This is a genomic window from Streptomyces sp. NPDC052052 (genome assembly GCF_040680455.1).
Lineage (GTDB): Bacteria > Actinomycetota > Actinomycetes > Streptomycetales > Streptomycetaceae > Streptomyces.
Window position 1 is genome coordinate 14448 of record NZ_JBFAWU010000030.1, and the last position, 22435, is coordinate 36882.

General features: G+C 70.0%; 22 protein-coding genes. 13 read left to right on the top strand and 9 right to left on the bottom strand.

Going from position 1 to position 22435, the window contains the following annotated elements; all coding sequences use genetic code 11:
• Positions 1 to 235: 235 nt before the first annotated feature.
• Positions 236 to 1366 carry a DNA polymerase III subunit beta gene (gene dnaN, locus AB0L71_RS29095; RefSeq protein WP_365248459.1) on the top strand — a complete coding sequence of 377 codons (1131 nt, stop codon included), beginning with the start codon at positions 236 to 238 and terminating at the stop codon, positions 1364 to 1366.
• Positions 1367 to 1402: 36 nt separating this feature from the next.
• On the opposite strand, the gene AB0L71_RS29100 is transcribed toward dnaN, so the two are convergent.
• The 3 genes from AB0L71_RS29100 to AB0L71_RS29110 all read right to left on the bottom strand — a co-directional run bounded on the left by AB0L71_RS29100 (position 1403) and on the right by AB0L71_RS29110 (position 2789).
• Positions 1403 to 1639: a DUF397 domain-containing protein gene (locus AB0L71_RS29100; RefSeq protein WP_365248461.1), complete on the bottom strand. Its 237-nt coding sequence runs from the start codon at positions 1637 to 1639 to the stop codon at positions 1403 to 1405.
• A gap of 80 nt (positions 1640 to 1719) precedes the next feature.
• On the bottom strand, positions 1720 to 1956 hold the full coding sequence (locus tag AB0L71_RS29105; protein ID WP_365248463.1) for a DUF397 domain-containing protein: 237 nt from the start codon (positions 1954 to 1956) through the stop codon (positions 1720 to 1722).
• Positions 1953 to 2789: a helix-turn-helix transcriptional regulator gene (locus AB0L71_RS29110; RefSeq protein WP_365248465.1), complete on the bottom strand. Its 837-nt coding sequence runs from the start codon at positions 2787 to 2789 to the stop codon at positions 1953 to 1955. Before AB0L71_RS29110 ends, AB0L71_RS29105 begins: the two co-directional genes overlap by 4 nt.
• 175 nt (positions 2790 to 2964) lie before the next feature.
• Here AB0L71_RS29110 and AB0L71_RS29115 point away from each other — a divergent pair, with 175 nt between their 5' ends.
• Positions 2965 to 3351: a hypothetical protein gene (locus AB0L71_RS29115; RefSeq protein WP_365248570.1), complete on the top strand. Its 387-nt coding sequence runs from the start codon at positions 2965 to 2967 to the stop codon at positions 3349 to 3351.
• A gap of 18 nt (positions 3352 to 3369) precedes the next feature.
• On the opposite strand, the gene AB0L71_RS29120 is transcribed toward AB0L71_RS29115, so the two are convergent.
• Complete coding sequence (locus AB0L71_RS29120; protein WP_365248467.1) at positions 3370 to 5298, bottom strand: serine/threonine-protein kinase; 1929 nt, start codon at positions 5296 to 5298, stop codon at positions 3370 to 3372.
• Between the two features lie 258 nt (positions 5299 to 5556).
• Between AB0L71_RS29120 and AB0L71_RS29125 the strand changes: the two genes are divergently transcribed.
• From AB0L71_RS29125 to AB0L71_RS29135, 3 genes are all read left to right on the top strand, one after another.
• The gene (locus AB0L71_RS29125) at positions 5557 to 6921 is read left to right on the top strand and encodes an aspartate aminotransferase family protein (protein ID WP_365248469.1); all 1365 of its coding nucleotides are present in this window, start codon (positions 5557 to 5559) and stop codon (positions 6919 to 6921) included.
• Positions 6922 to 7048: 127 nt separating this feature from the next.
• Positions 7049 to 7801, top strand: a complete 753-nt coding sequence (locus tag AB0L71_RS29130; protein WP_365248572.1) for a GntR family transcriptional regulator — start codon at positions 7049 to 7051, stop codon at positions 7799 to 7801.
• Between the two features lie 172 nt (positions 7802 to 7973).
• Positions 7974 to 8624: a hypothetical protein gene (locus tag AB0L71_RS29135; RefSeq protein WP_365248574.1), complete on the top strand. Its 651-nt coding sequence runs from the start codon at positions 7974 to 7976 to the stop codon at positions 8622 to 8624.
• Positions 8625 to 8655: 31 nt separating this feature from the next.
• On the opposite strand, the gene AB0L71_RS29140 is transcribed toward AB0L71_RS29135, so the two are convergent.
• Positions 8656 to 9450, bottom strand: a complete 795-nt coding sequence (locus AB0L71_RS29140) for an SLATT domain-containing protein (protein ID WP_365248471.1) — start codon at positions 9448 to 9450, stop codon at positions 8656 to 8658.
• A gap of 357 nt (positions 9451 to 9807) precedes the next feature.
• On the opposite strand from AB0L71_RS29140, the gene AB0L71_RS29145 reads away from it, so the two are divergent.
• The 7 genes from AB0L71_RS29145 to AB0L71_RS29175 all read left to right on the top strand — a co-directional run bounded on the left by AB0L71_RS29145 (position 9808) and on the right by AB0L71_RS29175 (position 16452).
• Complete coding sequence (locus tag AB0L71_RS29145) at positions 9808 to 10143, top strand: YbaB/EbfC family nucleoid-associated protein (protein WP_365248473.1); 336 nt, start codon at positions 9808 to 9810, stop codon at positions 10141 to 10143.
• A gap of 94 nt (positions 10144 to 10237) precedes the next feature.
• Positions 10238 to 10837, top strand: a complete 600-nt coding sequence (gene recR / locus AB0L71_RS29150) for a recombination mediator RecR (RefSeq protein WP_365248475.1) — start codon at positions 10238 to 10240, stop codon at positions 10835 to 10837.
• Positions 10838 to 10980: 143 nt separating this feature from the next.
• Positions 10981 to 11640: a DUF5063 domain-containing protein gene (locus tag AB0L71_RS29155; protein WP_365248477.1), complete on the top strand. Its 660-nt coding sequence runs from the start codon at positions 10981 to 10983 to the stop codon at positions 11638 to 11640.
• A gap of 351 nt (positions 11641 to 11991) precedes the next feature.
• Entirely contained in the window at positions 11992 to 13263 is a 1272-nt protein-coding gene (locus AB0L71_RS29160) for an aspartate kinase (RefSeq protein WP_365248479.1), read from the top strand.
• A complete protein-coding gene (locus AB0L71_RS29165) occupies positions 13260 to 14324 on the top strand; it encodes an aspartate-semialdehyde dehydrogenase (RefSeq protein ID WP_365248481.1) in 1065 nt (354 codons plus the stop codon). The genes AB0L71_RS29160 and AB0L71_RS29165 overlap by 4 nt, the downstream gene beginning before the upstream one ends.
• A gap of 392 nt (positions 14325 to 14716) precedes the next feature.
• Positions 14717 to 15274 carry a SigE family RNA polymerase sigma factor gene (locus tag AB0L71_RS29170; protein WP_365248483.1) on the top strand — a complete coding sequence of 186 codons (558 nt, stop codon included), beginning with the start codon at positions 14717 to 14719 and terminating at the stop codon, positions 15272 to 15274.
• Positions 15271 to 16452, top strand: coding sequence for a hypothetical protein (locus AB0L71_RS29175; protein WP_365248485.1), 1182 nt, complete (start codon positions 15271 to 15273; stop codon positions 16450 to 16452). Before AB0L71_RS29170 ends, AB0L71_RS29175 begins: the two co-directional genes overlap by 4 nt.
• Before the next feature lie 143 nt (positions 16453 to 16595).
• Here the strand turns inward: AB0L71_RS29175 and AB0L71_RS29180 are convergent, their stop codons facing one another.
• Positions 16596 to 17531, bottom strand: coding sequence for an SURF1 family protein (locus tag AB0L71_RS29180; RefSeq protein ID WP_365248487.1), 936 nt, complete (start codon positions 17529 to 17531; stop codon positions 16596 to 16598).
• Between the two features lie 87 nt (positions 17532 to 17618).
• Complete coding sequence (locus tag AB0L71_RS29185) at positions 17619 to 19475, bottom strand: prolyl oligopeptidase family serine peptidase (RefSeq protein WP_365248576.1); 1857 nt, start codon at positions 19473 to 19475, stop codon at positions 17619 to 17621.
• Between the two features lie 175 nt (positions 19476 to 19650).
• Between AB0L71_RS29185 and AB0L71_RS29190 the strand changes: the two genes are divergently transcribed.
• The gene (locus tag AB0L71_RS29190) at positions 19651 to 20487 is read left to right on the top strand and encodes a methyltransferase domain-containing protein (protein ID WP_365248489.1); all 837 of its coding nucleotides are present in this window, start codon (positions 19651 to 19653) and stop codon (positions 20485 to 20487) included.
• Between the two features lie 204 nt (positions 20488 to 20691).
• On the opposite strand, the gene AB0L71_RS29195 is transcribed toward AB0L71_RS29190, so the two are convergent.
• Together AB0L71_RS29195 and AB0L71_RS29200 are read right to left on the bottom strand one after the other, a co-directional pair.
• On the bottom strand, positions 20692 to 21489 hold the full coding sequence (locus tag AB0L71_RS29195; protein ID WP_365248491.1) for an SGNH/GDSL hydrolase family protein: 798 nt from the start codon (positions 21487 to 21489) through the stop codon (positions 20692 to 20694).
• 615 nt (positions 21490 to 22104) lie between these two features.
• The gene (locus tag AB0L71_RS29200) at positions 22105 to 22275 is read right to left on the bottom strand and encodes a hypothetical protein (protein ID WP_365248493.1); all 171 of its coding nucleotides are present in this window, start codon (positions 22273 to 22275) and stop codon (positions 22105 to 22107) included.
• Positions 22276 to 22435 lie beyond the last annotated feature (160 nt).

Genomic DNA, 22435 nt, shown 5'->3' on the forward strand with positions numbered 1-22435 from the left:
TGACGGCCCACACGGTGCGAACTGAATCTTCCGGTCGTCTACCCGGAGTCCTACAGTCCGAACACGGGTGCGAGACCCCTCGGCGGAGGGGCACGGGGCGACGGCAGCGGCCTACGGGGGTGGCCGCTGCCGTCGCGCGCAACTCCCTTTGTTTCTCCCGTTGTCAGTGGTGGCCCCTAGGGTCGGCTCACGGTCACGACGGTGATCGCAGAGACGAGCGGGAGGGGCCGTCGTCATGGAGTTCCGCATCGAGCGCAGTGCCTGGACCGATGCCGTGGCCTGGGCGGCCCGGGTGCTGCCCACACGTTCGCTCGTTCCCGTGCTGGGCGGGCTGCTTTTGGAGGCGGCCGACGGCCGGCTGCGCGTCTCGGGCCTCGACGACGAGGCGTCCGCCCGCATCGAGGTGGAGGCGGAGACCATACGGGCCGGGAAGGCGCTGGTCGTGGGCCGCCGACTGCTCGATGTCTGCCGGGTGCTGCCCGAGGGCGTGGTGGAGTGCGGGGTCGAGGGTTCGAGGTTCTCGCTGACGAGCGGCAGCGCCCGGTTCGGGCTCTCGGTCCTGCCGTTCGACGACTATCCGGCGCTCCCGGCACTGCCGGAGGTGCTGGGGGCGGTGGAAGCGGAGGAGTTCGCCGCGGCCGTCGCCCATGTGACGGTGGCGGCGGGCCGGGACGACACGCTGCCGGCCCTGACGGGCATCCGGCTGGCGCTCGACGGCGACACGATGACGCTGGCGGCCACGGACCGCTACCGGTTCGCGGTCCGCACGCTTCCGTGGAAACCGGGGAAGGGCGACATATCTGCCGATGTCGTCGTCTCCGCCCGCAGACTGGCCGAGACCGCCCGCTCCTTCGGCCGGGGCGGAATGGTCCGACTCGCCCTGGACGACAGTTCAGCCGGTTTCGAACTGGCCGGTATGCGTACCACGGTGCGGCTGCTCGACAGCCGACTGCCGCGCCACGACAAGCTGTTCGCCATGGCGGACCCTGTCCGCGCGGTGGTGGAGCGGGCTCCCCTGGTCGAGGCCGTCAAGCGGGTCGCGGTGGTCGCGGAGGGCGGCAGCCCGCTCCGACTGACGTTCTCCGAAGCCTCATTGCTGCTTCGGGCGGGTTACGGGGACGATGTGGCCTCCCAGCGTCTTCCCGCCGCTCTCGGGGGAGTCGATGAGCTGACCGTCGCCTTCAACCCCGCGTATCTGATGGATGCGCTGGCCTCGTTCGACGCACCCGTGGTCCGGTTCGATCTGCTGGGCCCCGGGCAGCGTGCGATGGTCACCGGGTGGGGGTCCGAGGAGGACGCGACACGGGATGCGGCGCACCCTGCTCATCAGCATCTGCTGATGTCGGTCAAGCCGTCGGCCCGGTGACGCCTCGGGGCCGAGGTGGGACCGGCCCCGTCAGCGTCAGTTCGCCCAGCTGAGGAACGTCGACCATGCGTCCGGCGCGACGGCGAAGGTGGGCCCTGCGGGCACCTTGGAGTCCCGGACGTGGACGGCGTGGGGGCAGGCGGCCACCTCGACGCACTGGCCGCCGCTGTCGCTGCTGTACGAGGACGTGTGCCAGTTGAACGCCACCTCGACGCAGTTGCCGCCGCCGCTGTCGCTGTGGCTGGACTTGAACCAACGCAGGGTGTTGTTCATACCTTGTCTCCTGCCAACCGCTCGATGAGGCCCAGCGATTCACGAGGGCCCAGGGCCTGTGCCCGGTATGAAGAGACGAATCAGTTCGCCCAGGCGAGGAACGTCGACCACGCGTCGGGTGCGACGGCGAAGGTGGGCCCTGCGGGCACCTTGGAGTCCCGGACGTGGACGGCGTGGGGGCAGGCGGCCACCTCGACGCACTCACCGCCATTGGCGTTGCTGTATGACGACGCGCGCCAGTTGAAGGCCACCTCGATGCAGTCACCGCCATTGGCATTGCTGAAGCTGGACTTGAACCAATGCAGGGTGTTGCTCATGCCTCGTCTCCTGCCAACTGCTCGATGAGGCCCAGCGATTCACGAGGATCCAGGGCCTGTGCCCGGATCTTCGCACACCGCTGAGCGTATGTACTCACCTTTGCCGGGTCGCTCAGCAACCAACTCTCCTCCTGTACCTCCAGGTAGACGAGGTGCTGATGGTCCGAGGTCTCCACCACGCTCAGACTGCCGTGCCCTCCGGCATGCTCTCCGCTGGAACCGGAGTCCAGAGACAGTACCTGCACGGTGACATTGCGGCGACGCGCACACTCTGCGAGATGTCGCATTTGGTCCCGCATGATCGCCTTACTGCCGATGACCCGCCTCAGTACAGACTCTTCCAGGACCAGCTCGACCAGGGCAGACGGTTCCCGGTGGAGGAGCACGTTGCGCGCGATCCGGGCCTCGACCAGCTCCTCCACCCGCTCGTGAGGCAGCGGTGGGTAGCCGCCGCCAATCAGGGCTCGTGCATACGACTCGGTCTGGAAGAGACCATGGATGAAGTTCATCGAGAACAGCTGGAGTCCCAGTGCTGCCTGCTCCAGCAGCACGTAGTTCTTGAACTCATCCGGATACTTCTCCATCCGGATGTACTTTCTTGCGGTCTCGAAGATGCCCGCCCCATCCCCGAGCACGTGCTCCAAGCCTGCCAGCATGTCATCGCTCGCAGGCTGCGCACAGGTCTCCATCGCGCTGACCGCAGCCGCCGAATAGCCGATTTCGGCGCCAAGCTGCTCCTGCGTCAGCTTCCTCCTGATCCGCATCGAACGGGCGACATCGGCCACCAACTGTGCTGTCGGGCTAGCCATTTCCTTGTTTTCCGATCGTGCCATTGCGATCCCTTTTCGACTCAACCGGACTCAACCGGTCACTACGCGAACTCATCGAACTCAACTGAGATGCAGGGGAGTTAGCGCAGGTCAACGAGTGTGCGACGCCCCTCTTCAGTCACAGAAAACGCTAGCCAATCGGGGCAAGACTGGCCCTGTGAATGCACCGAAGAGTGAGCTGAACCTTGAGTGGATTCCGGCTTCCGGATTCCACCTCCGGAAAGCAGGCGTCCAATTCGACGCCGTGCGTGTGGACGGCGATGAAGGGAGGCGGCTCGCCCACTTCATGGAGGCGATCACCGGTGGTGAACCGGGCCCCGTCGTCACCGAGGCGAACGGACGGCGGGCGGTGTATTTCCTCGTCCCGGCCGGCAGTACCGCGCACAAGGCCTGGCCGGCCGGAGCCACTGCGCTGAACGCCACGGTGGGCCGGATCAGTTACGTGCCGATTCCCGCCCTGTGCGGCCGTACCTGGCCGCTCGCGTGGTACTTCCCGCCCGCCGCGCCCGACAGGTTCGTGCACACCCTGATGCTGCTCAACGCGGCTTGCGCGCTGCTGTGTTGAGTGCGCGGCCCGGTCTGATCAGTCGGCCCTGGTGTAGGTGAGCTGCTCGCCGCTGGCCGTGTTCCGGCGTCGCAGGGAGCCGTCCGGGAGCAGGGTCAGCGTGGTGGCCTTGCCCGCGGTGCAGGACGACATGGGTTCGCCGACGACGACCGTGGAGGGGCCGATCTCCACCGGGCCGTCCGGGGACGGCTCCTCGGTCAGGTCCGCCTGGAAGACGCAGTGGTACGAGCCTCCGCCGTCGAGCGGGCCGTCCGCGGTGAGCGTGAGGACGGTCTCGCCGACCGCGCCCTGCTGGATGACCAGCTCCCGGGTGGAGTGGCCGGTCGAATTGTCGATGGAACCCGACCAACTGCCGAGGAAGCCGGCCGGCACCGCGCCGCTGCTGCTGCTCTCCTTGTCGGAGGGGGAGACGTCCGGATCCGGGGACGGAGCATCGTCGCCGGCGGGGGAGCGCGACGGGGAAGGGGGAGCGGAGGCGGTGGGGGAGGGTTTGGACGTCGGTCCTCCGTTGTGCATGAGCGCGTAGACGGAACCGCCCGCGCCGGCCGCCACGAGCATGACGAGGGCGACGAGGGCGATCGTCGGACCCCGGCCCCGACGGGTGGGTTCGGCCTCGGACTGCGGCGCGGCGGGGTGGAGGGGGCCGTACGGAGGCGTGGATCCGAAACCGGGCTGCTGCTGGTACTGCGACTGCTGCGGGTACTGCGGGTGCTGTGGGTACTGCTGATACTGCGGGTATCCGTACGCGGAGTGGCCGACCTGCGGGGCGCCGAAGGAGCCGCCCGGATACGGCGGGGCGGGCGGCTGCGGGTACCCGTACCCGGGAGCGGGCGGAACGGGCGCGGTGGGCGCCGCCGGGGTGCCGGCCACCGTGGGAAGCATGGGGACGACGCCGGGGGGCGCGGGGGCGGGACGGTCGACGGGTGCCGAGGGTCTCGCAGGCACCGCACCCGCCGCGGGCACTGCACCCGCCGCAGGCGCTGGTGTGGCCCGGTCCGCGGCGGGTGCCTGCCCGGCGGCCTCCGTCGGGTCCTCGGAGTCCAGCAGTTCCACGGCATGACGGCCGAGCTGGGCGATGAGCGCGCCCGGGAGCCAGGGCTCCGACGCGTCGCCCTCGACGAGCCGCTCCAGGATCGCGTCCGTCGTCGGACGGGCCGCCGGATCCTTGCGCAGACAGTCCCCGATCAGTTCGACGAGGTCCACCGGGACGCCGGTCAGGTCCGGGGGCTCCTGAGCGATCCGGAACATCAGCGCGTGCACACCGCTGTCGGACGCCCCGAACGGAAGCCGTCCGGTCGACGCGTACGCCAGCACCGAGCCGAGGCAGAAGACGTCGCACGCCGGGGTCACCCGCTCACCGCGGACCTGCTCGGGCGCCATGAAGCCGGGCGAACCGACCAGGGCGCCGGTGCGGGTGAGGCTGCTCTCGGTGGCGGGGTCGAGTGCCCGTGCGATACCGAAGTCGATGACGCGCGGCCCGTCGATCGTCAGCAGGACGTTGGAGGGCTTGAGATCGCGGTGGATGAGCCCGGCGGCATGGATGGCCTGGAGGGCGTGGGTGAGACCGGCGCCCAGGATGTGGACGGAACGCTCGGGCAGGGGGCCGTACCCGCCGGAAGCCGCCCCCGTGGGGCCGGAGACCGTGGACCGGAGGGAGGGCCCGGCGACGTACCCGGTCGCGACCCAGGGCACGGCGGCCTCGGTGTCGGCGTCCAGCACGGGTGCGGTCCAGACGGAGCCGACCCGGCGGGCGGCGTGCACCTCCTGGCGGAAGCGGGCGCGGAATTCCTGCTGCGCGGCGAGCTCGCGGCGCACCAGCTTGATCGCGACGGTGCGACCGCGGTCGGAGCGGGCCAGATAGACCTGGCCCATGCCACCCGAGCCGAGCCGGCCCAACAGGCGGTAGCCACCGATGCGTTGTGGGTCGGCGGACCCGAGCCTCTCCATGGTGCGTGTCCTCCCCCCGTACGGCGTCACGCCGGACGCGTCGAGAATAGCGGCGTGCGTCACACCCCGGCAGGCCTGGTTTCCGGCCGTTCGTACCCGGTGCGTGGCCGGTGCCGCCCCGCACTTTCCCCCTCCGCCGGGCGCCTCCCACGAACGGACCGGTCCCGCCGCATCGACCCGACACCCTGCCCAGCAGAGCGCCGCACGCCATACAAGGTGGTCATGTCCCGCGCTCCCGACACCGCCTACGCTCAGCGCATGACCCCTCAAGCCCCTCATGTCGACCCCGCTGCCGGTGCGGCCGTGAAGGCCGCCGACCGCGCGCACGTGTTCCACTCCTGGTCCGCCCAGGGCCTGATCGACCCGCTCGCGGTCGCCGGTGCCGAGGGCGCGTACTTCTGGGACTACGACGGCAACCGCTACCTGGACTTCACCAGCGGTCTCGTCTTCACCAACATCGGCTATCAGCACCCCGTCGTCGTCGCCGCGATCCAGGAGCAGGCGGGCAAGCTCGCCACCTTCGCCCCCGCGTTCGCGATCGAGGCGCGCTCGGAGGCCGCACGCCTCATCGCCGAGCACACCCCCGGCGACCTGGACAAGATCTTCTTCACCAACGGCGGTGCCGAGGCGGTCGAGAACGCCGTCAGGATGGCCCGGCTGCACACCGGCCGTACGAAGGTGCTCTCCGCCTACCGCTCGTACCACGGCGCCACCACCACCGCGATCAACCTGACCGGTGACCCGCGCCGTTGGCCGTCCGACAACGGCTCCGCCGGGGTCGTCCGCTTCTGGGCGCCGTTCCTCTACCGTTCGCCGTTCCACGCCGAGACCGAGGCCGAGGAGTGCGCCCGCGCACTCCAGCACCTGGAGGACACCCTCGTCTTCGAGGGCCCCGCCACCGTAGCCGCGATCGTCCTGGAGACGATCCCGGGCACGGCGGGCATCATGACGCCGCCGCCGGGCTACCTCGCGGGCGTACGCGAGATCTGCGACCGGTACGGCATCGTCTTCGTCCTCGACGAGGTCATGGCCGGCTTCGGACGCACCGGCAAGTGGTTCGCCGCCGACCACTTCGACGTGGTGCCGGACCTCATGACGTTCGCCAAGGGGGTCAACTCCGGCTACGTACCGCTGGGCGGTGTCGCCATCTCCGCCGAGATCGCCGCCACCTTCGAGACCCGCCCCTACCCGGGCGGACTGACCTACTCCGGCCACCCGCTGGCCTGTGCGGCCGCGGTCGCCACCATCCGGGTCATGGAGGACGAGAAGGTCGTCGAGAACGCCGCCCGGATCGGCGAGACGGTCCTCGGCCCCGGCCTGCGGGAACTGGCGGAGCTTCACCCCTCGGTCGGCGAGGTCCGCGGACTCGGCGCGTTCTGGGCGCTGGACCTGGTCCGCAACAAGGAGACCCGCGAGCCGCTGGTCCCGTACAACGCGGCGGGCGAGGCCAACGCACCGATGGCCGCCTTCGGCGCGGCGGCGAAGAAGAACGGTCTGTGGCCCTTCATCAACATGAACCGCACCCACGCCGTTCCGGCCTGCACCCTCACCGAGGCCGAGGCCAAGGAGGGACTCGCCGCCCTCGACGCGGCACTGTCGGTCGCGGACGAACACACCGTGTAGGGACATACCGGCAGGCTGCGGGGCCCTGGTGGCCCCGCAGCACCCGGCATCTGCCCCCACTGTTCGGAACCGTGTGCACCGCCCCTGGCTTAAGGTGACCCGGACCGAGGAATGCGGAGGGGGCATGATGCGCGCGAACGGGGCTGTGACCCGCAGTACGCTGCGGCAGCAGATCGCGGACGCGTTGCGGGACGAGGTGCTCGCCGGGCGACTCCAACCGGGGCGTGAGTTCACCGTCAAACAGATCGCCGAACAGTACGGAGTCTCGGCGACACCGGTGCGTGAGGCGCTCTTCGATCTCTCCGCGCAGGGTCTGCTCGAATCGGACCAGCACCGCGGATTCCGGGTGCACGAGTACACCGTCGTCGACTACCGGGCGATGGTCGAGGCCCGCACCCTGGTGATGGACGGAGTCATCCGTCGCTTCTTCCCGACACCGAAGCTGTCGGACGCTCAGATAGCCTCGTACCAGGACTGCCTCGCCCCGGTGCGCCGCAGGGCGCAGGAGGCGGCACGGGCCGCACAGGGCGGTGACCTCGACATCCTCATCGGCTACGACCTGCGGTTCTGGCGTGAACTGGGCACGCTGATGGGCAATGTGTACATCAACGACTTCCTGCACCGGCTGCGCGTCCAGGTCTGGGTGTTCTCGGTGCCGTATCTGCGCCATGTCGCGGGCGCCCGGGAATGGCTCTGGCACGGCCATCCGGAACTGGTCGCGGCGATCACGCGCGGCGACCACGATGCGGTGCGCGTGGTGGTCGACGGCTTCAACACACACGCACTGAAATGGGCCGACTGGCTCGTCCCGGAACATCCCGGCCAAACGGACCAGGACCCGCGCCCCACCGGTCAGGAGCCGGAACCGGAAGCGCCGTAGCAGCCGCTCCCGGGGCGGTGCGACCGGATGCCTCGAACGCGCTTGGCCGATCCGGGCCCTGACTCGCCCTCATACGTGACCGGCGGTCGACTGTGCGCGACGGGCGCACCGCATTACGCTGTCCCGACCGTTGTGCATATGGTGATGTGTCCCCGTGGGAGAGCGAGACTTCGTGGCCTGTGACCTGTGGCTGGTCCCCCTCGTCGATGTGCTGTGCCAGAGCCCCGACAACCCGTTCGCCGAAGAGATAGCCGCCTTCGACAAGGCACTGGGCGAGGCCGGGCTGCCGCCCGTGCCCGTGTACGCCTACATGCCGGGCCTGACCGGCGACGTGGCCCCGGTCGCGGGCTTCGACTACGACGCACTGCACTTCCTGCGCCGCGCCTACCTGCTCCAGCTCAGCGGCCTCGCCGTCACGCCCGTCGACGAACTGGGCGGGGACTACGAGCAGTTGCTGGAGATGTTCGAGGCGACGGCCCGTCAGTCCCACCTGGTCTGGCACTACGACCACGCGGGGGCCTACGTTCCGCTGGACTTCGCCGCACCGCTCTCCACCGACGAACTCATGGAGGGCGGCGGTCCGCTCGGCTCCGCGCACGGGCTGCTGAGGGAGCTGGAGTTCGTCGCCCCGTCCCTCGGCATCGACCCGGCGAACCCGCCGGCCGCCCCGGCGCCGCCCACCGCGCCGACCTCCCTGGAGGAGCCGGCCGGACCGTTCTCGTACGACGACAACCCCTTCGCCCGTGAGCGGCACGTCTGGCTGGGCCTGCACGCGGCGGCCACGCGCAGCCTCGCCCAGGGCTCCATGATCGTCTTCAGCTGAGGCGGGTGCCCCCGGTGTCACCGCGGTGCGTTCACCGGGGGGAATCCGGGGGCCGCTGCCGCGGCATGTTCGGCCGGGCCATCGTCTGCATCGGGAACCGGCCCGGCGGCCCTCCCTGATCCGTACGGCCGCCGTTCCCGCTGCCCGAGGTCAGTGCCTGCATTCCCATCGGCGCGGGCCCGGCCCGGAACTCCACCATCCAGTCCGCGGTCTCGGTCCGTACGAGCTCCGTGATGTCCTCCGAGAACCGCCGCAGCACCCCCAGGCACCGCTCGGCGGCCTCGCTGGCCGTCCCCTCGGTCGGGCCGAGCACCTCGCGCACGCACTCCGACGCCCAGTCGAACTGCAGCACCCGCAGGCGCCGCTGTACGGCCTGGGCGGTGGCGAGGTTTCTTATCCAGCCCGAGGTCAGGCCGAAGTACCGGTCGCACGCCATGCAGGCGGCACCCAGCAGCAGCGACAGATAGCCCCAGCCCGCCGCGCCGTTCAGCACCCCGGTGAGGTCGAGCAGCGGCAGCGCGGCGCCCGCCACCGCCCCCAGGGCCGTACCGGTCCGCAGCGTCCTGGCACCCCGCCGCTTCCACAGCCGGTCGCGCAGATACCAGTCGGCGGTGTGCAGCGCCTCGGCCTCGACCCAGCGGTACAGCTCGTCCAGGCGTTCGGCGGGTTCGCCCCAGTCGCCGAGCGGGAACGGCGTGCCGGTCAGATCCCTGCCCCGCGCTTCCCGGCCGCGTGCACCGGAGCCCGAACCGGAGGGATCGGCCGAGCCGGCCGGGCCGGACTCGTTGCGGGGCATCCCTTCGGGCTGCATCTCCGGCTGACTCACCGGGGTACTCCTCTGCATTCTGCGTAGCGACGCCTGACGGGTGGCGTGGGTTTTCGACGCTGGGCTGATCACTGCTCTCCGGCTGGCCGACTGTCCCGCGTACGTAACTTTGCGTGACGCGCGGGGGCCTGTGTGCCCCGATGCGCATGCTCTTCCTACCGCCGAATGGTGGGCCGTGGGGTCGAAATCGCGGTATCGCCGGGTGTGCGGGGCCTGTGATCAGGTATAGGAGTCCAGCCGACGCCGTCTGAAACTCACTCGAAAGGGTTGCTCGCCAGTGGGTGGGGCGAGCTGTGCGGTGACCACGTAGGCTCGGCGTAACGAAACATTTTGTCGTCGAATTTGCCAGGAGCGACCGTGATTCCCGGTGGTGGTCAGCCCAATATGCAGCAGCTGCTGCAGCAGGCCCAGAAGATGCAGCAGGATCTCGCCGCGGCCCAGGAGGAGTTGTCCAGGACCGAGGTCGAGGGTCAGGCGGGTGGCGGTCTCGTGAAGGCGACCGTGACCGGCTCCGGAGAGCTCCGTGCTCTGGTGATCGACCCCAAGGCCGTCGACCCGGAGGACACCGAGACGCTCGCGGACCTCGTCGTCGCCGCGGTCCAGGCGGCGAACGAGAACGCGCAGCAGCTCCAGCAGCAGAAGCTGGGCCCGCTGGCCCAGGGGCTGGGCGGCATGCCTGGTCTCCCCTTCTGATCCTGCGGAATTCTCTCCGGATCCACCGGATCCCTTCTGATCCGCGATCCGGACTCGTAGGTTGTAGGCACAGCTCATCCAGGAAGGCGTTCCGTTGTACGAAGGCGTGGTTCAGGACCTCATCGACGAGCTGGGCAGGCTGCCCGGCGTCGGTCCCAAGAGCGCGCAGCGGATCGCCTTCCACATCCTGCAGGCCGAACCGACCGATGTGCGCCGCCTCGCCCATGCCCTCATGGAGGTCAAGGACAAGGTCAGGTTCTGTACGGTCTGCGGCAATGTCGCCCAGCAGGAGCAGTGCACCATCTGCCGGGACGCGCGCCGCGACCGGACGGTGATCTGTGTGGTCGAGGAGCCGAAGGACGTCGTGGCGATCGAGCGGACCCGCGAGTTTCGCGGTCGGTACCACGTGCTCGGCGGCGCGATCAGTCCGATCGAGGGGGTCGGCCCCGACGATCTGCGCATCCGTGAGCTGCTCGCCCGTCTCGCCGACGGTTCGGTCACGGAACTGATCCTGGCGACCGACCCCAACCTGGAGGGCGAGGCCACCGCGACGTACCTGGCGCGGATGGTCAAGCCGATGGGCCTGCGGGTCACCAGGCTGGCCAGCGGCCTGCCGGTGGGCGGGGACCTGGAGTACGCGGACGAGGTCACCCTGGGCCGCGCCTTCGAGGGGAGGCGCCTGCTCGATGTCTGATGCCCACGCCCGGACGGTCCCGACGCGCGAGGCCGGCACGGACCCGACGCCCGGTGTCCCGGTCCCGGCTCACGACGGCTTTACGTTCAGCGACGCTATGTTCTACTCACCGTTCGCGACCGTGCCCACGGGAGGTCCCCTCGATGTCTGACGCCACGCTGAACGCTGTCACGCACGACCCGGACGACTTCGCGGTCCAGATCGCCGACCAGATCAAGACGTTCATCGTCGCGGTCACCGAGGTGTCCAAGGTCGAGGAGCCCGAGGAGGCCGTTCCCGTCCTGCTGCTGCAGATCTCCCAGCTGCTGCTGGCGGGCGGCCGGCTCGGCGCCTACGAGGACATCGTCCCGGAGGAGCGCTACGAGCCGGATCTGGGTGCCGAGCCGGACGCCGACGGTCTGCGCGAGCGGTTCGCCGCCCTGCTGGCGCCGATCGACGTCTACTCCGAGGTCTTCGACCCGTACGAGCCCCGCAAGGCCCCGGTCCCGGCCCGTATCTCGGACGACCTGGCCGACCTGGTCACCGACCTGCGCCACGGCCTGGCCCACTACGAGGAGGGCCGCGCGACCGAGGCCCTGTGGTGGTGGCAGTTCTCCTACTTCTCGAACTGGGGCTCCACCGCGTCCGCCGCGCTGCGGGCCCTCCAGTCCCTGATCGCCCACATCCGGCTCAACCAGCCGCTCCAGGAGCTGGACGGCCTGGACACGGACTCGGAGACCGTCGACGACGACCTGGCCGAGGAGGCGGGCCGGGTGATGGCCGAGGAGATCGCCGCTCCGCTGGGGCTGCGGCCGGTGCAGTAGAGCCCGGGAGCCCGGCAGGGCCAGGAGGGCGGGGAGCACGCCGGAGCGGCTTACGCATGGTGGCGGCCCCCGAAGGGCGGGCCGTGGGTTTTCGGTCCACGCTGGAGGTGGGTGGCCCATGCGCCATGGACCGGCTCGCCGCGTGTGCGGGCCGTGTGGGCCGGGCCACATACGGGAGTTACGGGAGTAAGGGATCGATCGGCGGGCAGCAGCCCCGTACGAGCAGTTCGGAACGACGCGCCGGGGATCACTTGTTGAGCGGGACATCTCACCATGTGGTATCGGCGGGGCGTTTCCGGGCTGCTCGTTAAACTGAGCCGACCGCAGTAATGGACTGAGCGAGGAGCGCACGTGGGCCTTGTCGTGCAGAAGTACGGAGGCTCCTCCGTAGCCGATGCCGAGGGCATCAAGCGCGTCGCCAAGCGAATCGTCGATGCCAAGAAGAGCGGCAACCAGGTGGTTGTCGTGGTGTCGGCGATGGGCGACACGACGGACGAGTTGATCGATCTCGCCGAGCAGGTATCCCCGATACCTGCGGGGCGTGAGTTCGACATGCTGCTGACCGCTGGAGAGCGGATCTCCATGGCCCTGCTGGCCATGGCGATCAAAAACCTGGGCCATGAGGCCCAGTCCTTCACCGGCAGCCAGGCGGGCGTCATCACCGACTCGGTCCACAACAAGGCACGCATCATCGATGTGACGCCGGGCCGTATCCGTACGGCGCTGGACGAGGGGAACATCGCGATCGTCGCGGGGTTCCAGGGGGTGTCCCAGGACAAGAAGGACATCACCACCCTCGGCCGCGGAGGGTCCGACACCACCGCCGTCGCGCTCGCGGCCGCGCTGGACGCCGAGGTCTGTGAGATCTACACCGATGTGGACGGTGTCTTCACCGCCGACCCGAGGGTCGTGAAGAAGGCCCGGAAGATCGACTGGATCTCCTTCGAGGACATGCTGGAGCTGGCTGCGTCCGGCTCCAAGGTGCTGCTGCACCGGTGCGTGGAGTACGCGCGCCGCTACAACATCCCGATCCACGTCCGCTCGTCCTTCTCGGGACTCCGCGGAACCTGGGTCAGCAACCAGCCGCAAGGGGACCAGAAGGTGGAGCACGCAATCATCTCCGGAGTCGCCCACGACGTCTCCGAAGCCAAGATCACCGTTGTCGGCGTGCCCGACAAGCCGGGCGAGGCCGCCGCGATCTTCCGCACCATCGCGAACGCGGAAGTCAACATCGACATGGTGGTGCAGAACGTCTCCGCCGCGGCGACCGGTCTGACCGACATCTCGTTCACGCTGCCGAAGGCCGAGGGCCGCAAGGCCATCGACGCCCTGGAGCGCAACCGCGGCACCATCGGGTTCGAGTCGCTGCGCTACGACGACCAGATCGCGAAGATCTCCCTGGTCGGCGCCGGCATGAAGACCAACCCGGGCGTCACGGCGGGCTTCTTCGAGGCGCTGTCGGACGCCGGTGTGAACATCGAGCTCATCTCGACCTCCGAGATCCGCATCTCGGTGGTCACCCGGGCAGACGACGTCAACGAGGCCGTGCGCGCCGTGCACACCGCCTTCGGTCTCGACAGCGACACCGACGAGGCCGTCGTCTACGGAGGCACCGGCCGATGACCACCCGCCGCCCTTCGCTCGCGGTCGTCGGTGCGACCGGGGCGATCGGCGGTGTCATGCTCCAGATCCTTTCGCAGCACGCGGATATCTGGGGCGAGGTGAAACTGGTCGCCTCGCCGCGTTCGGCCGGTCGCAAGCTGGTCGTGCGCGGCGAGGAGAGCGAGGTCCTCGAACTGACCGAGGACGTCTTCGACAACGTGGACGTGGCCCTGTTCCTGGTGCCCGAGGCCGTCTCCGCCCAGTGGGCGCCGATCGCCGCCGCCAAGGGCACGGTCGTGGTCGACGACTCCGCCGCGTTCCGGCTGGACCCGGACGTACCGCTGGTCGTTCCCGAGATCAACCCGCACGCCGCACGGATCAGGCCGCGCGGCATCGTCGCGAGCCCGAACTGCACCACGCTCTCGCTGATCGTCGCGGTCGGCGCACTGCACGCCGAATTCGGGGTACGGGAACTCGTGGTCTCCTCGTACCAGGCGGTGAGCGGTGCGGGCCGGGACGGCGTCGCGGCGCTGCGCGAGCAGCTGTCGCTGGTGGCCGGCACGGAACTCGGCACGAAGCCCGGGGACGTACGCCGGGCCGTGGGGGAGACGGAAGACGGCCCCTTTGCCGCGCCGGTCGCCCTCAACGTGGTGCCCTGGGCCGGTACCGAGGCCGGGGACGGTTGGTCCTCGGAGGAACTGGCGATCCGTGAGGAGTGCCGCAAGGTCCTGGACCTGCCGAGCCTGCGGGTGGCGGCGACCTGTGTGTACGTACCCGTGGTCGCGACGCATTCGATGTCCGTGCACGCGCGGTTCGAGAACGAGATCGCGGTCGACCGGGCCCACGAGATCCTGGCGACGGCACCGGGTGTGGTGCTGTACGACAACCCGGCCGCGGGGGACTTCCCGACACCGTCCGACGTCGTCGGCACCGACCCGACCTGGGTCGGCCGGGTGCGCAGGTCACTGGACGATCCCCGGGGGCTGGAGCTGTTCGTCTGCGGTGACAACCTCCGCAAGGGAGCGGCGTTGAACGTCGCGCAGATCGCCGAGTCGGTGGCCGCCGAACTCTCCTCGTCCTGATCGAACCCGTTTCGCACTCTCTGTGAAACCTCTGTGAGTAAGTTGAAGGTCTGAACCTCTTGAGCTGGGGCGTCGGTGCAGCCGACGATGACCTTCCGGCCGACTGCAACCAGCGGCCGGACAGCATGCGTCTATGCGGTCACTTCGTGCGCGGAGGGGCGCACAGGAACGAGGCGCACATTCGGGGCATTCGGGGAAGAGCGGGTACGTATGAGGGCATTTCGCGCCACGTCGAACGTGGTGCTGCGCGCGTACAACCCTGACGGGGGGAAGCGTGTCCAACTGGCGTGGCAGAGGTTCTCGATATCACAGTGGTGGGCCCCCTGGGCGGCGCTTCGGTGCGTCCGCGCGGACGGCTCCGTGCGCCCGGCGGTAGGCCGGTGATCGCACCCATGCCCGCTGCGCGTCCCGCACGGCTGCGGTCGCAGCGCGACCGCGCCGAGGAGAGCGTGGCTGCCGGAACCACGGTCGACCACCTCACCGAGACCTACCGGGCTCACTACCGTTCGCTGCTCGGCCTCGCGGCGCTGCTCCTGGACGACACCGCCTCCTGCGAGGACGTGGTGCAGGAGGCGTTCATCCGCGTGCACTCGGCGCGCAACCGGGTGCGGGATCCCGAGAAGACACTCGCGTATCTGCGCCAGACCGTCGTGAACCTGTCGCGCTCCGCGCTGCGCCGCCGCATTCTCGGGCTGAAGCTGTTGCCCAAGCCCATGCCGGACATGGCGAGCGCGGAGGAGGGCGCGTACGACCAGCTGGAGCGGGACGCGCTGATCAAAGCGATGCGAGGGCTCCAACGGCGCCAGCGGGAGGTTCTGGTGCTGCGCTACTTCGCGGACATGACGGAGGCTCAGGCAGCCGAAGCGCTGGGCATATCCCTGGGTTCGGTGAAGGCCTACGGCTCCCGCGGGATCGCGGCGCTGCGCGCCGTGATGGAGGCTCAGGCATGAATCGGCGCTTCCGCAGGAACGAGCACGCCCACGAACGTGAGCATCGAGACGACCGGGCTGGAAACGGAATGGTGAACGACGGGCCGGAGAACGCCTCGCAGGCGGACGCGTACGCGGATCTCGGCCGCGGCCCCGGTTCGGGGAACGACGACGGCTCGGAGGACCTGGCCGAGCTGGACGAGGCCGCGCTGCGCCGCATGCTGCACGGGGCCGTCCGGGACCTCGAACCCGGAGAGGGCGTTCTCGACCATCTGCACCGTGCGGTGCCCGCCCGGCGTGCCCGGCGGCGGCAGGCCATCGTCGGCATGGCGGCGGCGGGGCTGCTCATCGGCACTGCGGTGCCCGCTCTCGTCCATGTCGCGAAGTCCGACGGCTCGAACGCCGCAAGCCCCGCGATCGCCGGCCATGAGGAGCAGGCACAGGGTGGCAGCGGCGCCGAGAGCGACGCGGGGGCCAACGGGAAGAGTGACGGCAGCACCTACGGGCAGGACAACAGCGGCCGGAACCAGTCGGACCACACCGACAGCGCGTCCGACGGCGGTGACCAGGGCGCGGACGGCGACCTGGCCGGCGGGACGGCCGACCCGGCGTCCTCGGCGGCCTCCGTGGCGGCCTGCGATGCGCGGCAGCTCGGTGTTGCCCTGGCGCAGACGGGTGCGGCGGGGGCCGACGGGAAGGTGTACGGCACCTTCCGGATCTCCAATGTGTCCGACCAGACCTGTTCGGTGAGCGGCAGCGGCACCGTGGGCGTCCAGGCGATGGGCGCGGCCGACCCGGCCAGGATCACTGTCGTGCAGCACACCGCGGGTGACGTGGCAGCCGGACTGCCCGACCCTTCGCAGGAGCAGGGGACGGTGCTGCTGAAGCCCTCCATGTCCTACGAAGTGAGATTCGCCTGGGTGCCGAAGGACGCATGTCCGGCCTCCGGATCCTCGCCGAGCCCGACGCCGAGCGGCGAAACGGAAGGGTCGGACGGCGCCGCCAGTGCGGGTACGGGTGCCGCCGACGGGTCTGCGGGCGTCTCCGCGCAGTTCGGCAGCGAGGACGGCGGGACGCTGGACGGCAGCGTTGCGGTGACGCACACACCGGAGGCGGGGGCGCCGGTCGCCGAGGCGAAGATCGCCAACGCCTGTGCGGGCACGGTCTACCGGACCGGGGTGCTGATCCCCGCGAAGTGACCCGGGGACGGCGGGGCGCGCCGTACGACGCACCGGCGGGGGGCCACGGACCGGCCTGACGGGCCCCCTCGCGGTCGGGCCCCCTCAGCCACCTCGGATACGGGCTGTCTCACCCACGGGCCGTGCCAGGCCGACGGGCCGACTCAGACGCTGTCGGCGGTCACGCCGGAGCCGGGACGACCGGCATGCGCGTTCTCGTCCGCGCCCGCACCCGCACCGGTGTCCGCGCCCGCACCCGCACCGGTGTCCGCGTTCTCGTCCGTGCTGGTGTCCGCACGTGCGCCGGTGCCCGCACCCGCACCCGCACCGGTGTCCGTGTCCGCGGCGAGGCCCAGCGCCAGGTCGCGCGCTGCTTCGGCCTCGCGCCGGATCAGCCGGAACCACATGAAGAGCACGAACCCGGCGAAGACGAACCACTCGCCGGTGTAGCCGAGGTTCTGGAAGGCCTTCAGGTCGAGCCCGGTGCCCTGCGCCGCGGCAGCCGGTACGGGGCGCAGCGTGCTGTCGGAGCCGGTGTCCTCAAGCGTCACCCATGCGTCGTAGACGTCGTACGGGACGAGGTTGACCAGGGTGGCGGCACTGATCATGCCGAGCTGGCCCTCCGGCAGCCCGCCCGCCGCGTGGACGCCCGTGGTCTCGGCGTTCTCGGAGGCCTGAAGGGCGCCGGTCACCGTGACCTCGCCGGTCGGTGCGGCGGGCACGGTGGTGCTGCCGGGTTTGCCCGGCAGCCAGCCGCGCACCACCGGCAGGGCCTTGCCGCTGTCCGTACGGAGCATGTTCAGGACGTAGAAGCCGGTCTTGTCGTCCAGTTTCCGGTCGGGCACCAGAAGCTGATCGGCGTAACGGCCGGTGGCCGTGGCGGGACGGCCGGAGGTCTCCGTGTCGACGGGCAGGAGGTCGTCGAGCGGCTTGGCGGTTTGCGTGCCCGGATCGGGCCGATTCTCGGCGGCCTCGTGCGTCTGCACGCGGTCCTCGAAGCGGCCGAGCTGCCAGGTGCCCATGAAAATGCAGAACGGGATGGCCAGCACGACGAACAGGTTGATCCCCCACCATCGCGGGGTCAGCAGGAACCGGTACACACCTCCACGGTACGGTCCCCCGCTCCGGTGGCCCGGAGCGGGGGGCGATTCGTCGGCCGGAACCGCCCGCCGGGCAGCGCTTCGGGCTCAGTCGCCGGAGGGACCGGACGCGCCGGAGGGACTGGACGCGCCGGACGGGGCAGCGGGGGCGGCGACCGTGGCCAGGTGGCGCTGAGCGAAGTCGAGCTCCAGCCGGAACTGCTTGATCCGCTCCTCCACGACGAGTGAACCGTGTCCCGCGTCATATCGGTACACCTCGTGCACCGCGGCACGGCTCTTCAGCCGGTCCACGTAGTTCTCGACCTGCCGGATCGGGCAGCGGGGGTCGTTGACGCCCGCCGAGATGTGGACCGGCGCCCGGACGGCGTCGACGTACGTCAGCGGGGAGGAGGCCTCGAACCGCTCGGGAACCTCCTCCGGCGTGCCGCCCAGCAGTGTGCGGTCCAGCGCCTTCAGGTCCTCCATCTCGTCGTGATACGCGGTGACGTAGTCGGCGACCGGGACCGCCGCCAGGCCCACGGCCCAGTCGTCCGGCTGCGTACCGAGACCGAGCAGGGTCAGGTAGCCGCCCCAGGAGCCACCGGCCAGGACCAGCTTCGCCGGGTCGGCGAGCCCGGACGTCACCGCCCACTCCCGCACCGCGGCGATGTCCTCCAGCTCGATCAGGCCGACCCGGTGCTTGAGCGCGTCCGTCCAGGCGCGGCCGTATCCGGTGGAGCCGCGGTAGTTGACCCGGACGACCGCGTAACCGTGGTCGACCCAGGCGGCGGGGCCGGAGGCGAAGGCATCGCTGTCGTGCCAGGTCGGGCCGCCATGGATCTCGAAGACGGTGGGGAACGGCCCCTCGGCCGGGGCGGCGGGGCGCTGGACGAGGGCGTGGACACGGCCGCCGGGCCCGTCCACCCACACGTCCTCCACCGGCACGGACGCCGGGGCCTTCCTACCGGGCGGATCGAGCACCACCGCGCCCGAGGTCGACCGGATGACGGGCGGATGCTCGGCCGACGACCACAGGTATTCCACCGTGCCGTCCGGCCGGGCCGTGGCACCCGAGACCGAACCGGCAGGGGTCTCCACCCGGAGCGGAGCACCACCCGATCCCGGTTCGAACCGCCACAGGTCGCTACGGGCCTCGAAGCCGTGCGCGATCAGCAGCGCGGAGGCGTCCGGATACCACTCGGCGCCCACATCACCGGGCAGGTCGATCGCGAGGTCCGTCTCCGTGCCCGTCATCGGATCCCAGATCATCGGCTCCCAGCGGCCCCGCCGCTGATGCCCGACCAGCAGCCGGGTGTCCCCGGCGACGGGGGCGAAGCCCAGCACGGACAGGCCCAGCTCCTTCGTGCCGCCCTCGGTGTCGTCCAGTTCGGCGACCGTCGACCCGTCGGGTCGCACCACGCGCACTGCGGAGTGCATCGCGTCGCCGTGTTCGGTGTGCTCCAGGGCGATCAGCGTCCCGTCGTACGACAGGTCGCCCACGCCCGCGGACTCGCGGTGGCGGTAGATCTCGACGGGCGCGGCCCCGGGGCGCACGACATGGATCGTCGTGCCGTCCTCGTCGGTCGAACGGCCGACCACGGCCGTGCCGTCCCGCCCGATCGCGAGACCGGCCGGGTACGAGGCGTCCAGACCGGGTGCCGCCGGCTCGTCCACCGCGTCCCCGGCCCCGCCGCCGTGGAACGGCCTGCGCATCCACACACCGAACTCGTCCCCATCGGTGTCGTTGAACCACCAGATCGACTCGCCGTCCGGGGTCAGCACGCCGTCCGTCGTCCCGTTCGGACGGTCGGTCACCTGGCGCTGCTCGCCGGTCGCGCGGTCCCATGCGTACAGCTCGTACGTCCCCGTGGCGTTGGAGACGAACAGGGCGCGGTCCGGCGCATCCTCCGCCCAGTCGGGCAACGACACCCGAGGGGCCCGAAAACGCTGCTCCCACTCGGGCATGGAAGCGGTCGGCGGAACGGACGGGGGCGCCGGCACCGGAGCGGTCGCCGAAGCGGGTGCGGTCGCCGGTGCGGAGGAGGCCGCCGAGCCAGTGATCTCAGTCATGTCCTCCATTCTGCGTCGCGCCGCCGAAAACCGTTCGCCTCGTCCGCAGCCTGTGGATAACCTCCCGGGCATGTACGCACCGACCCCTGACGACTGGTACGAGGCCAACCGTGCGCGCTGGGACGAGCGGGTCCCCATCCACGCCGGGAGCGACTACTACGACCTGGCTGCCTTCCGCGCGGGCAAGGATGCCCTGCGCGACTTCGAACTCGCCGAGGTCGGCGACGTCACGGGCCGGTCGCTGCTGCATCTGCAGTGTCACATCGGGGTCGACACCCTCTCCTGGGCCAGACACGGCGCCGCACACGTGGTCGGTCTGGACTTCTCCGAACCGGCCGTGGAGACCGCGCGCGGCCTGGCCCGCGAGCTGAAATTCACCCAGGACCGGGCGGCGTTCGTCGTCGCCGATGTCCATGACGCCGCACAGGTTGTACCGGACGCGTCGTACGACATCGTCTACACCGGCATCGGCGCGCTCAACTGGCTGCCCGACCTACGGCGTTGGGCCGAGATCGCGGCCTCCCTCGTGGCGCCCGGCGGCTTCCTCTACCTCGCCGAGCTCCATCCCCTCACGGACTGCCTCGACGACTCGGCCGGCGCGCAGGTCGTACACGACTACTTCAGCCGTGACGCGTGGGTGGACGAGACGCCGGGCACGTACGCGGACCTCGACGCACCGACCGTCCACAACCGCAGCGTCGAATGGCAGCATCCGGTCGGCGAGGTGGTGTCGGCGCTGGCTGCCGCCGGGCTGCGGATCGAGTTCCTGCACGAGCACGACGTCTCGGTCGTCGCCCGCTTCTCGTCGCTGGAGCGGCACGGCGACGGCTACTACCGCTTTCCCTCCGACCGCCCGCGCATCCCGCTGATGTACTCGGTCAAGGCCTCGCGGCCGGCCGACTCCTGACCGAAGGTGCGCCCAGTCCCCGATGCCGGTGGCGGGGTCCGGGCCTCCTCCGTGACCACGACTCGCGCGGCCCCACCTGGGGCGCGGACATCGGCCCGGGAGCTGCGACGTCAGCCCCTTGCCCGGACCGTAAGCAAAGCGCGACGGGCGGCCGGAAGAACTCCCGGCGGCCCGCCGCGCCTTGGCGCCTCCGTCGTCCGCGTCCTACACGGCCGAGCGGAAGGCCGGAAGGTAACCGCCCGAGTATCCGGCGGCCTTGGGGTGGTACGAGTTGTAGACCGGCAGCGTCACGCTGTGGAGCCACGCGTCGCCGGAGCACAGCTCATGTCCGGTGAACTTGCCCGCCACGCTGGAGAACGTGAACCCGGCGCTGGTCGCCTGCTTGGAGATGACGCTGTTCAGGGTGTCGGACGCGTTGTTGATCGCCGCCCGCTCATTCTCCGTGAGCCCGGCTATGCAGGTGCCGTCCAGCTGGTAGAAGCGGGGGTAGCCCAGCACCACGACCTTGGCCTGCGGGGCCTTGGACTTGATCGAGGAGTAGAGCGAAGTCAAGCGGGACGGAAGGGAGTTCTTCACCTGGGACACCGCGCTGCTCACGCTGCTCAGACAGGTGGACTCGCCGGACAGCACGCAGTCCTGCATGACATCGGCGAAACCGACGTCGTTGCCGCCCGCGGTGACGCTGACGAGGGTGGTGGTCGAGCTCAGCGCGCTCAACTGGCCGCTGATGACCGTGCTCGTCGTGGCGCCGGAACAGGCGACGAAGGAGAAGGAGGACGGTGAGTTCGCGGCCGCCCACAGGTAGGGGTAGGACTTGGTGCTGCGGCGGCAGTCCCCGCTTTCGGAGGTGTAACTTCCGGCGCCGACGCCGGATGAGTACGAGTCACCGAGAGCGACGTACTTGACGGTGGTGGCTGCCGAGGCCGGCTGGACGATGCCGAAGGCAGCAACGGCGGCGAGGGCCAGAGTGGATGCGGACGCCCAGAATCTCCGTACTGACATGGGTGCCAGTCCTCCGAAGGGTGGGGGATGGATGGGGGGTTGATGGAGCGCCACGTTTTTAGCAGTGTTTGGTACTCGCCGGTAATACCTGAACAAGAAGTGGTCTGATTTGCCCTAATGATCATGGTGGCTCCACAGCTCCGCGCGTAGATAAACCCCTCGGAGGGCCCTGATTTCCATCCGGAACCATGGGTTCGCGTGACGGCGCACCGCCACCGCGTGCGGCCGTCGGCATGAAGTGAGTTGGGGGCGGACGGCGTCGACCCCACCGGCCCCGTCCACCGCTTTCGCGGGATGAACGGGAACGATGGGGTCGAGAAGATCACTAAGGGTGATGATGCCGGCAGGGCCGTGGGGTCGACGAGATCAACGGGACCTGGTGGCCGGTGCGGCCGGGTGGGCGCGCGCTCGGCGCGGTCGAAGGAGGGGGAGCGTCCTCAAGTGTCCGCGGGCCTGAATGTCGTCCGTCTCCGCCGGTCTGCGAGGAGCCTGCGCCTGCCGACGTCGTCCGTCTGCCGCTCCGGCGCAGGGCACAAAAAACCGCCCCCGTGGTGGCGATCCCCGGTGTCGGGGTGCCGCCACGGGGGCGGGGTGGTTCTCGTAGAGCCGCGAGGGTCAGTTGTGACCGAACCTCCGCTGCTTCCGATGGGAGACCTGCTCCGAGATCGCGCGCACCGGGTCCTGGTGGGTCGTCTGCTGCGTCTGTTCCTTCGTCTCCGGAGCAGCGCTGCGTTCGTGGCCGCCGGTGCGGGCACCTCGGTTCTGTCGACTCTGCTTCTTGCCCACGATCGTGCCTCCTGTGACGGATCTCGGACGATGGGTCACTGTCAGATTCGCATAGGAGTACGAAAGGTGCATTTCGGGATGTAGGTGCCGAGTGCGCTTGTACTGCCGCTGGGTAACGGCCGGTCGCCGTCGGCCGACCGGGGGCGCGGCCCGGATCGCG

Coding starts and splice junctions, on each gene's coding strand:
- dnaN (WP_365248459.1), top strand. CDS start 236: ATGGAGTTCCGCATCGAGCGCAGTGCCTGGACCGATGCCGTGGCCTGG.
- AB0L71_RS29100 (WP_365248461.1), bottom strand. CDS start 1,639: ATGAACAACACCCTGCGTTGGTTCAAGTCCAGCCACAGCGACAGCGGC.
- AB0L71_RS29105 (WP_365248463.1), bottom strand. CDS start 1,956: ATGAGCAACACCCTGCATTGGTTCAAGTCCAGCTTCAGCAATGCCAAT.
- AB0L71_RS29110 (WP_365248465.1), bottom strand. CDS start 2,789: ATGGCACGATCGGAAAACAAGGAAATGGCTAGCCCGACAGCACAGTTG.
- AB0L71_RS29120 (WP_365248467.1), bottom strand. CDS start 5,298: ATGGAGAGGCTCGGGTCCGCCGACCCACAACGCATCGGTGGCTACCGC.
- AB0L71_RS29125 (WP_365248469.1), top strand. CDS start 5,557: ATGACCCCTCAAGCCCCTCATGTCGACCCCGCTGCCGGTGCGGCCGTG.
- AB0L71_RS29130 (WP_365248572.1), top strand. CDS start 7,049: ATGCGCGCGAACGGGGCTGTGACCCGCAGTACGCTGCGGCAGCAGATC.
- AB0L71_RS29155 (WP_365248477.1), top strand. CDS start 10,981: ATGTCTGACGCCACGCTGAACGCTGTCACGCACGACCCGGACGACTTC.
- AB0L71_RS29165 (WP_365248481.1), top strand. CDS start 13,260: ATGACCACCCGCCGCCCTTCGCTCGCGGTCGTCGGTGCGACCGGGGCG.
- AB0L71_RS29170 (WP_365248483.1), top strand. CDS start 14,717: ATGCCCGCTGCGCGTCCCGCACGGCTGCGGTCGCAGCGCGACCGCGCC.
- AB0L71_RS29175 (WP_365248485.1), top strand. CDS start 15,271: ATGAATCGGCGCTTCCGCAGGAACGAGCACGCCCACGAACGTGAGCAT.
- AB0L71_RS29185 (WP_365248576.1), bottom strand. CDS start 19,475: ATGCCCGAGTGGGAGCAGCGTTTTCGGGCCCCTCGGGTGTCGTTGCCC.
- AB0L71_RS29190 (WP_365248489.1), top strand. CDS start 19,651: ATGTACGCACCGACCCCTGACGACTGGTACGAGGCCAACCGTGCGCGC.
- AB0L71_RS29195 (WP_365248491.1), bottom strand. CDS start 21,489: ATGTCAGTACGGAGATTCTGGGCGTCCGCATCCACTCTGGCCCTCGCC.